The sequence below is a fragment of the Nonomuraea sp. NPDC049269 genome, from assembly GCF_043197155.1.
In the GTDB taxonomy this organism is placed as follows: Bacteria; Actinomycetota; Actinomycetes; order Streptosporangiales; family Streptosporangiaceae; genus Nonomuraea.
The window spans coordinates 1-11,921 of the sequence record NZ_JBICSO010000023.1; the positions used below are offsets into that span (position 1 = coordinate 1).

The following is an 11,921-nucleotide window of genomic DNA, read 5'->3' on the forward strand; positions in this document are numbered from 1 at the left end:
CAATTTTTAATTGAGTTGGGGGCGTAAACCCCCGTACGGCCATTGCGCCCCCCCCCGGGCCACTCCCGCCGCCTTTCCCGCCCGGGGGGGGGGGGGGCCCCCCCCCCGGCGCCCCCCCCCCCACGACGAGCGGATCCACAAACTGGACAGCCTGGAGGCCATGCGCGACCCCCGCGTCCACTAGACCCGGACGGGCTCGGTGGTCTCCACGGGAGCCGGCGGTCGCAGCACCGCGAGCGCGAGCAGCGCGGCCGCCACGCAGAACCCGGCCCCGACCCAGCAGCCGAAGTGCATCGCGTCGGTGAAGGCCGCGCGGGCCGGCTCCACGATGCCCAGCCTGAAGGCGCCGCCGATCGACTCCCTGGCCGCCTCGGGCGCGTCGGCGGGCATCGCCGAGGTGAACACCCCGGCCAGCACGCTGCCCAGGATGGCGATGCTCATGGCCATGCCGACCTGCTGCACGGTGTCGTTCAGCGCGGAGCCGACGCCCGCGTGCTCCATGGGGATGGCCCCCATCAGCGACGCGTAGGCCGCGGGCCCCGCGAGACCGCCGCCCACCCCCATGACCAGCAGACCGGTGAGCAGCGGCAGGTAACCGGAGGTCGTGGCGAGCACGACGAACCCACCGGCCATGACCACCAGCCCCGCGGCGATCAGCGTCCGGTTGCTGACCTTCTGCCCGAGCGCGGCGCCAAGCCCGTTGAAGACCGCCGCCGCGACCGCGTACGGCAGCAGCGCCAAGCCCGCCCGCATGGGCCCGTACCCCAGCACGAACTGCAGGTACTGGGTCAGCATCAGCATCACGGCGCCGGCCCCGAACGACATCAGCAGGATGGAGAACGACGCCCCGCTGAAGTTGCGGTTCCTGAACAGCTCCAGCGGCAGCATCGGGTGCTCCGAGCGCCGCTCCCAGATGACGAAGGCGCCGAGGAAGACCACGGCGATCGCGATGCCGACCGGGTTCCACTCGCGCTCGATGATGACGTACACGGCCGCCGTCAGTCCGACGATCGACAGCAGGACGCCCACGGGGTCGATCTTCCGCCCGGCGCTGCGGGTCTCGGGCATCAGTGTGACGGCGGCGATGATCGCGACGGCCGCGATGGGGATGTTCAGCAGGAAGACCGAGCCCCACCAGTAGTGGTCCAGCAGGAAGCCGCCCAGCGTGGGCCCCGCGATCACGCCCACCATGGCGACGGCGCTCCACGCGGCCATGGCCTTGCGCCGCTCGCCCTCGTCGAAGACGGTCATCAGGATGGACAGCGTGGACGGCATCAGGACCGACCCGCCGACGCCCATGATGGCCCGCGCGCCGATGAGCTGCCACGGCTCGGTCGAGAGCACGGCCAGCAGCGACGCGCCGCCGAAGAACGCCAGCCCGACGATCAGGAAGCGCCTGCGCCCGAACCGGTCGGACAGGCTCCCGGCGGTCAGTAACAGCCCGGCGAAGGCCAGCACGTACGCGTCGATGATCCACTGGATGTCACCCGGGCTCGCGCCCAGATCCTTGATCAGCTTGGGGATGGCCAGGTTGAGGACGGTGTTGTCCACGACCAGCACCAGAAGCGACAGGCAGAGTACGACGAGAATCCACCAGCGGCGGGGGTCTCGCACAGTGTTCGATTCCACTCGCACACTGTACGACAGGACTCGTACAGCGTGCGAGTGGATTTATCCTGGAGGCGTGACCAGCAGGCAGTACAACTCCGTGTGGTTCCGCGAACCGCGCAAGGCGGCCAGCCCCGGCCGCAGCCGCGAGGAGATCGTCATGGCCGCCGTGGAGCTGCTCGACGCCGAGGGCCTGGCCGGGCTGAGCATGCGCAAGCTCGGCGCGAAGCTCAGCGCGGGGGCGACCAGCCTCTACTGGTACGTGGCCCACAAGGACGAGCTGCTGGAGCTGGTCTACGACGAGGTCTGGGGCGAGATGATGGTCCCCGACGCCGAGGTGATGGGCTGGCGGGAGACCTGCTCGGTCATGTCCCACAGCATGCGCCAGGTGATCCTGCGGCATCCGTGGTCGGCCGACCTCATCGGCCGCATGCCCGCGCTGGGCCCCAACGCGCTCCGGGTCACCGACCAGATGCACAAGGCGTTCAGGCTGGCCGGATTCACCGGGCTGGACATCGACTACGCCAACTCGACGCTCACCGCCTATGTGTTCGGCATGACGATCCCCCAGGTCGCCTGGGACTCCGCGGCGAAGGATCACGACTACGACCAGGACCGCCTGCGCGAGTTCGTCGCCAAGGCCGCCGCGGGCTACCCCGAGCTCGTGGAGCGGATCAACGCCATCGATTACGACAATCCGCAGGTGATGCGCGAGGTGAGCTTCGACTTCGGCCTCGTGTCGGTGCTCGACGGTCTTGAGAGACGGCTGGGGACGTAGCAGGATCCGGGGCATGAGCGATTTCCGCGCCGCACGCGACCTCCTTCTCGGAGCCGACTATCCGACGGCCCGCCGCGAGTTCCGCTGGCCGGAGCTGACGGACTTCAACTGGGCGCTCGACTGGTTCGACGGCGTGCTGGCCGCCGAGACCCCCGACGCGGTCGCGCTGAAGATCGTCGGCAGGGTCTCCTACACGTTCGCCGAGCTGTCCGCGCGGTCCAACCGGGTCGCGAACTGGCTGCGTGAGCAGGGCGTACAACGTGGCGATCGCATCCTCCTCATGCTGGGCAACCAGGCCGAGCTGTGGGAGTCGCTGCTGGCGGCCATGAAGCTGGGCGCGGTCATCATCCCGGCGACCACGCTGCTGACCGCCAAGGACATCGTCGAGCGCGTCGAACGCGGCGGCGTCTCACACGTGATCGCGAACGCCTCCGACGCGGGCAAGTTCGACGACGGCGGCTACACCAGGATCGCGGTCGGCGACGCGTACGGCTGGCTGCCCTACGCCGAGTCCCGCGAGGCGGCCGAGCACTTCACCCCCGACGGCCCGACCAGGGCCGGCGACACGCTGCTGCTCTACTTCACCTCGGGTACGACCTCGCAGCCCAAGCTGGTCGAGCACACGCATGCCTCCTATCCGGCGGGCCACCTGTCGACCATGTTCTGGATCGGGCTCAGGCCCGGCGACGTGCACCTCAACGTCTCCTCGCCCGGCTGGGCCAAGCACGCGTGGAGCAACGTGTTCGCGCCGTGGAACGCGGGTGCCACCGTGCTGATCCACGACTACCAGCGCTTCTCCGCCGTGGCGCTGCTGGAGGTGCTGCGCGACGAGCGGGTCACCACGTTCTGCGCGCCGCCGACCGTGTGGCGGATGCTCATCCAGGAGGACCTGGCGGCGTGGCGGCTGCCGCTGCGCACGGCCGTCGCCGCGGGCGAGCCGCTCAACCCGGAGATCATCGACCAGGTCGCCAAGGCGTGGGGGCTGACGATCAGGGACGGCTACGGCCAGACCGAGACCACCGCCCAGGTGGGCAACGTGCCCGGCGAGCCGGTCAAGCCGGGATCGATGGGCCGGCCGCTGCCCGGCTACGAGATCGTGCTGCTCGACCCGATCACCGGCGAGGCGGGCGACGACGGGGAGATCTGCCTGCCGCTGGCCGACCGCCCCCTCGGCCTCATGTCCGGATATGTCGGTGGATCTAGTGAAGCGATGAGGGGTGGGCACTATCACACGGGCGACGTCGCGACCCGTGACGCCGACGGCTACATCACCTACGTCGGCCGGACCGACGACGTCTTCAAGGCCTCCGACTACCGCATCTCGCCGTTCGAGCTGGAGAGCGTACTTCTGGAGCACGAGGCCGTGGCGGAGGCGGCCGTGGTGCCAGCGCCCGATCCGGTGCGCCTGGCGGTGCCCAAGGCCTATGTGACGCTGGCGCCCGGGTTCGAGGCGGACGAGGCGACGGCCCGCTCGATCTTCGAGCACTCGCGGCGCGAGCTAGCTCCGTACAAGCGGGTGCGCAGGCTGGAGTTCGGCGAGTTGCCGAAGACCATCTCCGGCAAGATCCGGCGAGTGGAATTGCGGGTGCAGCAGCCCATCCGGGAGTTCAGAGAGGACGAACTGGGCTCGTGATGAGCAGTCTGTAAATGGGTGCCTATCCGATCTTACAGGCTGATCGGCTAGGCTCGGGCGCGTGCTGCCCACCATCGCCGACGTCCTCGCGCTGGACACCGTCCGTCGCGGGAGTCCGCGCGTGGTCGCGGGCGGCGACCGGCTGGACACCAAGGTGCGGTGGGTGCACGTCGGCGAGATCGCCGACCTCGCCCACCTGCTGCGCGGCGGAGAGCTGGTGCTCACCACCGGGGTGGCCCTGCCCGAGGACCCCCAGAAGCTCGCCGACTACATCGGCGAGCTCTCGGCCGTCGGCGCCTCCGGGCTGATCGTCGAGCTGGGCCGCAGGTTCGTCCGCGAGCTGCCCAGCGCGGTCGTCAAGTCGGCCGAGGAGCACGGCCTGCCGCTGATCGTGCTGACCCGCGAGACGCCGTTCGTGCAGATCACCGAGTCCGTGCACGCGCGGATCATCGACATCCAGCTGGAGGAGCTGCGGGCCTCCGAGCAGCTGCACGAGGTCTTCACCGAGCTCTCCGTCGAGGGCGCGTCGCCCGCCGAGGTGCTCGCCCAGGTGGCCCGGCTGTCGAACCGCCCGGTCCTGCTGGAGAACCTCGCCCACCAGGTGCTCGCCTGCGAGTCCGCGGGCCGCGACACCGGCGCGCTGCTGGCCGGATGGGAGACCAGGTCGCGCGCGGTCGCGCCGGCCGAGCGGACCGCCTACGACGCCGCCTCCGGCTGGCTGGTCACCACGGTCGGCGCGCGCGGGCAGGATTGGGGCAGGTTGATCCTGCTCTGCGACAGCCCGCCGTCGCCCCGTGACCTGGTGCTCGCCGAGCGCGCCGCCACCACGCTCGCCCTGGGCCGTCTGCTCGAACGCCACCAGGAGTCCCTGGAACGCCAGGCGCACGGCACAATCATCACCGGCATCCTCACGCACGCCTACGCCGATCCGGACGAGGCCGCCGCCCGCGCCCGTGCCGTGGGCGTGCCGCTCACCGGGCGCAAGCTGGTCAGCGTCGTCATCCGCCCGACCGACCCCATCGAGCAGGCACTCGACGGGCAGGCGCAGCTCGGCGAGCTGGCCGAGGCCACCGCCGCCGCCTGCCGCGACGCCCGGCTGCCCGCCCTGGTGGGCGCGCTCGACCAGGACCGGGTCGGCGTCCTGCTCCCCCTGCCGCCACGCTCGGGCGCCGAGGCCGCGCTGACCGCGCTCGCCGAGCGGCTGCGCATGCTGTGGAAGCCCGGCGCCGCGTTCGTCCTGGCCTCGGGCTCGGTGGTGGAGTCGATCAGGGACGTACGGCGCAGCTTCCTCGAAGCCGAGCAGGTGGCCGACGTGGCGGTCCGCCAGCCCGACGGCCGGGCCTTCTACCGGCTGCCCGACCTGCGGCTGCGCGGGCTGCTCCACCTGCTGCGCGACGACGCCAGGCTGCAGACGTTCGCCGAGCGGGAGCTCGGACCGCTACTGGCGCACGACGCGCAGCGGGGCGGCGACCTGACCCGCATCCTGCGCATCTACCTGGACGCGGGCCGCAACAAGGCCGTGGCCGCCCAGAAGGCCCACCTGTCGCGGCCCGCCTTCTACGACCGGCTGCGCCGCCTCGAACGCATCCTCGACACCGACCTGGACGACGTCGAGTCGTGCCTGTCCTTGCACGTGGCGCTGCTGGCGCTGGAGTCGTTCCGCAGGGAGCACAGGTAACATTTCCGCCCCTCGGGGCTTACCGTCGCGATGTGCCCCTATTCGGCAATTCCCTGGAAGCGGCGGCGCACCGCCTGTCGATCCTGCCCCCGATGCTCGACTACTTCGGCGTCATGGGCCTGCACGCGCTGATCGCGGGGATGCGGCTCGGCCTCTTCGACGCCCTGCGCGGCGGCCCCGCGACCGCCGCCGATCTCGCCGGCTCGCTCGGCCTGGACCGGCACGCGACGGACGTGCTGCTGCGCGGCCTGACCGGGCTCGGCTACCTGCGCGCGCGAGGCGGCCGCTACCGGCTGACCCGCACGGCGCGGATCTGGCTCACCACCGGCTCCCCCGCCTGCCTGGCCGAGGGGCTGTACTTCTGGGAGCGCACCGCCTGCGTGATCTGGCCGCAGCTCGAAAGGACCGTACGTGACGGGTCGCCGATGACCTCGCTGTACGCGCTGACCGAGAGCGAACCGGAGCTGTCGCGCTCGTTCCAGGCGTGGACCGCCGCCGTGGCCGGCCGCCAGGCCCCCGCCGCCGCGGGCGCCATCCCCGTCCCCGCGGGCGCGACGCGGATGCTCGACGTGGGCGGCGGCCACGCCCGCTACAGCGTGGAACTGCTGCGACGCCACCCGGAGCTGCGGGGCACCGTGATCGACCTGCCTCAGGCCCTCGAATCGGCCGCCGCCCACCCCCGGCTGACGCTGCGGGCCGGCTCGTTCCTCGACGAGGATCTGGGCACTGGGTACGACGTGGTGCTGCTGTTCAACGTCATGCACTGCCTGGACGACCAGGAGGTGGTCACCCTGCTGGGGCGGCTGGCCAAGGCGCTCAACCCCGGCGGCACGATCGCGATCGGCGACCAGTTCGGCGACAGCGTCATGCCCGGGCGGGCCAGCCGGACCCTCGTCGATCTGCTCCATCTCAACTACCTGGTGGCGGGCGGCGGCAGGATCCGTGGCTACAAGGAGGTGGCCCGCCTGCTCAAGGAGGCGGGCTTCACCAGGCCGCGCCACCGCCGCCCGCTGAGATCCCCGGCCACGGAGCTCGCCATCGCCAGAGCTCCCCATTAGAAGCCCATCGCGGCCCGCACCTCCCCGAGGGTGACGATCGCCCGCTCGCGGGCGCGCTCGTTGCCGTCACTCAGCACCTGCCTGGCGTCGGCCTCCGAGTACTCGCGGCGGCGCTTCCTGATCGGTCGCAGGAACTCGTTGACCGCCTCGGTGACCAGCCGTTTCAGCGCGGAGGCACCGCCGTTCCCGATCTCGTCGGCGATGGACTCGGGCCGGCGGCCGAGGCAGAGGCCGGCCAGCGTGAGCAGGTTCGACACCTCAGACCGGTTCGTCTCGTCGAAGGTGATGAGCCGCTCCGCGTCGGTGCGGGCCCCGCGGATCAGCGCGGCCGTCTCGTCCTCGGTAGCGGACAGGGCTACGGCGTTGCCCCGGCTCTTGCTCATCTTGCCACCGTCGAGGCCCTTGAGCAGCGGCTGGGCACCCATCATGGCCTCCGGCACCGGGAAAACGGGACCGTAGCGCTCGTTGAAGCGCCGCGCCACCAGCCGCGTCATCTCAACATGCGGGAGCTGGTCCTTGCCGACCGGCACCAGCGTGCCCTTGCAGAACAGGATGTCGGCCGCCTGGTGCACCGGATAGGTGAACATCAGGCCGTTGACCGCCTGCTGCGTACTGTGCGCGATCTCGTCCTTGACGGTTGGGTTACGGCCCAGCTCGGCCACCGACACCAGGCTGAGGAACGGCAGCAGCAGCTGGTTGAGCTCGGGGATCGCGCTGTGCTGGAAGATCGTCACCTTCGCGGGGTCCAGCCCGATGGCCAGGTAGTCGAGGAGCAGGGAGGCGATGTTCCGCTGGATCGCGCCGGGCAGGTCCCGGTCGGTGATCACCTGGTAGTCGGCGACCAGCACGTACATCGGGTGGACGTCCTGCAAGGCGACGCGGTTGGCCAGCGTGCCGAAGTAGTGGCCCAGGTGGAGCGGCCCGGTCGGGCGGTCTCCGGTGAGCACGACGTGGTTCATCACGGGTTCCTTTCTTCAGGTCATGCCGCCCTGAAGAAGAACCCGCGCCGGGCCCGTCCTGAGGACGGCCCGCGCATGCGGAGATCAGCGGCCGTCTGTCGGCCGCCACCACATGCTGACGCGTGTCATGCCACTCATCATAGGCGCAAGCCGCACAGAACCCCAGAAGCTGTGCGGCTTTCGCCGACTCGTACTCGACTCGTACTCACTCGTGAGGATCGCGCGTCACGTCGGCGCGGGACCGATCCTCGGGGCGGGCGTACATCACCCACCCGCGGGGGCGGGTGACGAACGCGCCCAGGATGAACCCCAGGACCACGCTCGCGATGATCACAATGAGGATGCTCAGCCCCATAACGGCTGCCTCTCGGACTGGTATGCCGCTCAGCTCGCGGCCTACCGCACCGTAACGCCGCCCCCACAGTGCGCGCAGGAAAACCCCCTGAGGGATGTCAATCTTGTAACCTCTCAGGCCGTTTAGCGTGTTTGCCTGCCTCCACGACCATGATCTCGCCAGGATAGGGCGGTTCCTTTGTCCGCCCTCTGGAGTTTTCATGTCTCGACGCACCCTCGCCATTGGCCTTTCGATGGCCACGGTCCTTACTGGGACGGCCGTACCCGTCGCAGCCGCCGAGCGGGTTTCGGTGACGTTCCCCTCAGCCAAGTTCCCCCTGGGCGTGCCGGCCGTACCCACCAAGACGATGACCAGCGTGGCGCCGGGCATCGACTTCTGGGACGTGAAGTCGGGTACGTCGACCGACGGCTACACCGTCACGGTCCTGATGCCGAGCGGCCGCGACTACGGCATGCAGCAGACGGCCGAGGCGAAGGTCGCCGAGGTCGAGGCCACGGGCGAGACGGCCAGCCTGCAGAAGGTCGTGCGCCCGAAGGTCGCCGACGCCGACGCCCAGATCGTCTACATGGTGCGGGTCGGGCTGTGGAAGCTCGAGGAGAAGGACAAGGCCGCCGAGACGGCCAAGAAGCTCAAGGACGCCGGGCTGAAGGTCAAGGTCGACTACCTCGGCGACGACGGCATGAAGACCACCGGCCCCTGGGACGTCAAGGTGGTCATGATCGACGCCAGGACGTTCCGCGGCTCGTACGCCGCCACCCTCGGCACCAGCGTCGCCAAGCGCGAGACCGTCTCCTCGATGGCCAAGGCCGGCCAGGCGCTCGCGGCCGTGAACGGCGGCTTCTTCAACATCCACACCGCCAAGAACCTGCGCGGTGAGCCGGTCGGCATCTCGGTGGTCGGCGGCAAGCTGCTCAGCGAGGCCGTGCCGGGCCGCTCCGCCGTCGTCCTCAAGGGTCGTACGGCCCGCATCACCGAACTCAAGTCAACCGTCACCGCGATCGCCCAGGACGGCCAGAAGCTGACGGTCAATGGCGTCAACCGCGCCGCGGCTGCGGACGAGCTGGTCCTCTACACCGAGGAGTACGGCGCCAAGACGCCCGCGGACAACGGCGCCGACGCCGTGCTCGACGCCAACGGCAAGGTCGTCGCGCTGCGCGCGCCGGGCGCCGCGGTGGCGGCGGGGACGCGGGTCCTGCACGGTGTCGCCGGGGTCGCCGCCGAGTGGCTGAACGCGCACGCGGCCGAAGGCGTGACCGTCAAGGTCGACACCAAGGTCGTGGACGTACGGACCGGCAAGGCGCTCAAGCTGACGCCCGACCTGGGGGTGATCGGGGGCAATGTCGGCCTGGTCAGGAACGGGCACGCTAAGATCACCGCCAAGCTTGACGGCCAGGACTCCGTGAACATGATCCTCCGCCGCCACCCGCGCACGCTGCTGGGCACCACGCGCAACGGCAGCCTGATCCTGGCGACCATCGACGGCCGGCAGCCCGGTGTGACGGTGGGAGCCAGCTTCATCGAGGCGGCCCAGTTCATGCGCTGGCTGGGCGCCAAGCAGGCGGTCAACCTGGACGGCGGCGGATCCACCGCGATGGTGGTGGGCAACAAGCTCGTCAACCGGCCGTCCGACGGCGTGGAGCGCGGGGTCGGCGACGCACTGCTGGTACTGCCGAAGTAGCCGTCGTTGCCGCCCACCCCGGCCAGATCTGGTCGCCGGTGGGCGGCTTTGTCCCAGCTTGATCAGCCTGCGGCGCGGTCCGCCAGCGCGCTGCCGGGCGCCAAGGACGTGCGTGGGCGGCCCTGCCCTCCTCCGGAAAGCCTGCGACCAACCTCCAGAAAGCGCGCGACCAGCGGGTTCTCATCACCCAGCCGCCAGCACATCGCGACCGTGGTGCGCGCGTTGTCCGGCTCGATCCGGCGATAGGCCACCCCCTTGAGCCGGATCCGGCGCACGCTCGCCGGGGCGAGGGACACCCCGAGCCCCGCCTCGACCAGCGCGGAGACCGTCGCCCACTCCACCGCGTGCTGACCGATGCGCGGCTCGAACCCCACCGACCGGCACAGACCAACGATCCGATCGTGCACGGTCGGCCCCGCCGCCCGGTTCAGCAGCACGAACGGCTCCGCCGCCAACTCCGCGACCGGAACGACCCGCCGACCGGCGAGAACATGACCAACCGGCAGAACCGCCACGAACTCCTCCGAAAACACCGGCTCGGCGGCCAGCCCCGGATCGTCAGGCGGTTCCCGCAGGAGCCCGACGTCGATCGAACGCTCCAGGAGCGCGGCCGTCTGGGGGGCCGTCGTCATCTCCCTGATCTCCATCTCGACCTCGGGATAGCGATCACGGTAGGCCCGCAGCATTCCCGGCAGGATCGTCAGAGCGAGCGACGCCGCGAACCCGACCCGGATACGACCGGCCTCTCCCCCACCGACACGTCGCGCCGCCTCCAGCCCATCCGCGATCTCGCCGAGCGCACGCCGGGCGGCGGGCAACAGTTCGTGACCCGCCGACGTCAGGACGACCCCTCCGGGATTTCGCTCGAACAGCGGATGCCCGACCCTCTCCTCCAGCCGCCTGATCTGCTGGCTCAGCGGCGGCTGCGCGACACCCAGCCGGATGGCGGCCCGCCCGAAGTGCAGTTCCTCGGCCAGAACGGCGAACGCGTAGAGCTGATGCAGCGCGAGCTGAGGACGTTCCATACGCGCAGAGATATCACATCATCCGAAGAAGCGTCTTAGACATATCACCGCAGCTTGCCTACCGTTCCACCTATGACAGAACGACGCGCGATCTTGAGCGGCTCCACTTTCGAGGAGCAGATCGGATATGCCCGGGCCGTGGTGGACGGCGACTGGGTCCACGTCTCGGGGACCACCGGGTTCGACTACGCGACCATGACGATCTCCGCCGACGTGGTCGAACAGGCCGAACAGTGCCTGCGCAACATCGGGACGGCGCTGACCGAAGCAGGATGTACGTTCGCCGATGTCGTCCGGGTCCGCTACCTGCTGCCCGATCGGGAGGACTTCGAGCCGTGCTGGCCGACCCTGCGCCGCCACTTCGGCGAGATCCGCCCGGCGGCGACGATGCTCGTGTGCGGCCTCTCCGATCCCCGGATGCGCATCGAGATCGAGGTGTACGCGCGGATTCGCGGCGCGATTACCGGGTGAGCAGAGGGATCTGATCTGTCGAGCATGGCGGACAAAGCGGTACATGCGGCGGGGCCGGCCTGGACGTACCAGGCCGGCCCCGCGCAGTCGTGCGGTCAGAGTACGGCGCAGCCGATCCGGACGGGGACGCGGGCGCGGCCCGACATCGTGTCGCGGGCGTAGGCGTTGGCCGGTTTTCCGGGCCCGGAGCAGTCGAACGTGCCGGTCTTGCAGCCGAAGCTGCCACCGGCGTGGCCGCTGTTGGACGTGGCGGTCACGCTGCCGTTCCAGTACACCGCGTCATCGTGGCTCCAGCGGCCGAAGTCGTAGTGGCTGCCGTTCAGCTCGAGCCGCGCGATGTCGTCGGTGGAGGTCGTTATGCCATCACCGTTGTCCCCGGCGAGACGGTGTACGGCGAGAACGGCCACGGCTGTTTCACCGCTCGATGCCGTCACACTGCTCCAGAAAGGCTCGCCACTGAGCCGTGGCGCAACCGCACGCCGTGTCCGGGCGACCAGAGCAGGCGGTGAGCCTCCAGCCAAGCCCTTATAGCCCCGTAAACGCAGAAAGGGCCCCACGCATAAACGTGGAGCCCTTCCCGAACCAAAGATTGTCCGGCGGTGACCTACTCTCCCACACCCTCCCGAGTGCAGTACCATCGGCGCTGGGAAGCTTAACTTCCGGGTTCGGAATGTAACC

Annotated in this window: 11 protein-coding genes and 1 rRNA gene; 6 read left to right on the forward strand and 6 right to left on the reverse strand. The window is 70.0% G+C overall.

The window, feature by feature from the left end; genetic code table 11:
* Positions 1–180 precede the first annotated feature (180 nt).
* Positions 181–1,629, reverse strand: coding sequence for an MFS transporter (locus ACGFNP_RS60935; RefSeq protein ID WP_393334356.1), 1,449 nt, complete (start codon positions 1,627–1,629; stop codon positions 181–183).
* A gap of 55 nt (positions 1,630–1,684) precedes the next feature.
* Between ACGFNP_RS60935 and ACGFNP_RS60940 the strand changes: the two genes are divergently transcribed.
* From ACGFNP_RS60940 to ACGFNP_RS60955, 4 genes are all read left to right on the forward strand, one after another.
* Complete coding sequence (locus ACGFNP_RS60940; RefSeq protein WP_358338879.1) at positions 1,685–2,386, forward strand: TetR/AcrR family transcriptional regulator; 702 nt, start codon at positions 1,685–1,687, stop codon at positions 2,384–2,386.
* Between the two features lie 13 nt (positions 2,387–2,399).
* The gene (locus ACGFNP_RS60945; protein WP_393334360.1) at positions 2,400–4,019 is read left to right on the forward strand and encodes an AMP-binding protein; all 1,620 of its coding nucleotides are present in this window, start codon (positions 2,400–2,402) and stop codon (positions 4,017–4,019) included.
* Between the two features lie 61 nt (positions 4,020–4,080).
* A complete protein-coding gene (locus tag ACGFNP_RS60950) occupies positions 4,081–5,697 on the forward strand; it encodes a PucR family transcriptional regulator ligand-binding domain-containing protein (RefSeq protein WP_358338885.1) in 1,617 nt (538 codons plus the stop codon).
* 32 nt (positions 5,698–5,729) lie between these two features.
* Entirely contained in the window at positions 5,730–6,755 is a 1,026-nt protein-coding gene (locus ACGFNP_RS60955) for a methyltransferase (RefSeq protein WP_393334364.1), read from the forward strand.
* Here ACGFNP_RS60955 and trpS read toward each other — a convergent pair.
* Together trpS and ACGFNP_RS60965 are read right to left on the reverse strand one after the other, a co-directional pair.
* Positions 6,752–7,714, reverse strand: coding sequence for a tryptophan--tRNA ligase (trpS, locus tag ACGFNP_RS60960; protein ID WP_393334367.1), 963 nt, complete (start codon positions 7,712–7,714; stop codon positions 6,752–6,754). The genes ACGFNP_RS60955 and trpS overlap by 4 nt on opposite strands.
* 205 nt (positions 7,715–7,919) lie before the next feature.
* The gene (locus tag ACGFNP_RS60965) at positions 7,920–8,069 is read right to left on the reverse strand and encodes a hypothetical protein (protein ID WP_219538900.1); all 150 of its coding nucleotides are present in this window, start codon (positions 8,067–8,069) and stop codon (positions 7,920–7,922) included.
* A 199-nt stretch (positions 8,070–8,268) separates the two neighbouring features.
* On the opposite strand from ACGFNP_RS60965, the gene ACGFNP_RS60970 reads away from it, so the two are divergent.
* On the forward strand, positions 8,269–9,747 hold the full coding sequence (locus ACGFNP_RS60970) for a phosphodiester glycosidase family protein (RefSeq protein WP_393334371.1): 1,479 nt from the start codon (positions 8,269–8,271) through the stop codon (positions 9,745–9,747).
* A 62-nt stretch (positions 9,748–9,809) separates the two neighbouring features.
* On the opposite strand, the gene ACGFNP_RS60975 is transcribed toward ACGFNP_RS60970, so the two are convergent.
* Entirely contained in the window at positions 9,810–10,772 is a 963-nt protein-coding gene (locus tag ACGFNP_RS60975) for a LysR family transcriptional regulator (RefSeq protein WP_393334374.1), read from the reverse strand.
* 72 nt (positions 10,773–10,844) lie between these two features.
* Between ACGFNP_RS60975 and ACGFNP_RS60980 the strand changes: the two genes are divergently transcribed.
* Positions 10,845–11,243 carry a RidA family protein gene (locus ACGFNP_RS60980; protein ID WP_219538894.1) on the forward strand — a complete coding sequence of 133 codons (399 nt, stop codon included), beginning with the start codon at positions 10,845–10,847 and terminating at the stop codon, positions 11,241–11,243.
* Positions 11,244–11,338: 95 nt separating this feature from the next.
* Here ACGFNP_RS60980 and ACGFNP_RS60985 read toward each other — a convergent pair whose 3' ends face one another.
* Positions 11,339–11,650 (reverse strand): hypothetical protein, encoded by a 312-nt coding sequence (locus ACGFNP_RS60985; protein ID WP_393334377.1) that lies wholly within the window; start codon positions 11,648–11,650, stop codon positions 11,339–11,341.
* A 184-nt stretch (positions 11,651–11,834) separates the two neighbouring features.
* Positions 11,835–11,921: ribosomal RNA gene (gene rrf, locus ACGFNP_RS60990) — 5S ribosomal RNA — on the reverse strand; the annotation flags it as partial.

Bases quoted from the DNA above. Each gene is read 5' to 3' on its own strand.
- ACGFNP_RS60980 (WP_219538894.1), top strand. From the start codon at position 10,845: ATGACAGAACGACGCGCGATCTTGAGCGGCTCCACTTTCGAGGAGCAG.
- ACGFNP_RS60945 (WP_393334360.1), top strand. From the start codon at position 2,400: ATGAGCGATTTCCGCGCCGCACGCGACCTCCTTCTCGGAGCCGACTAT.
- ACGFNP_RS60970 (WP_393334371.1), top strand. From the start codon at position 8,269: ATGTCTCGACGCACCCTCGCCATTGGCCTTTCGATGGCCACGGTCCTT.
- ACGFNP_RS60965 (WP_219538900.1), bottom strand. From the start codon at position 8,069: ATGGGGCTGAGCATCCTCATTGTGATCATCGCGAGCGTGGTCCTGGGG.
- ACGFNP_RS60975 (WP_393334374.1), bottom strand. From the start codon at position 10,772: ATGGAACGTCCTCAGCTCGCGCTGCATCAGCTCTACGCGTTCGCCGTT.
- trpS (WP_393334367.1), bottom strand. From the start codon at position 7,714: ATGAACCACGTCGTGCTCACCGGAGACCGCCCGACCGGGCCGCTCCAC.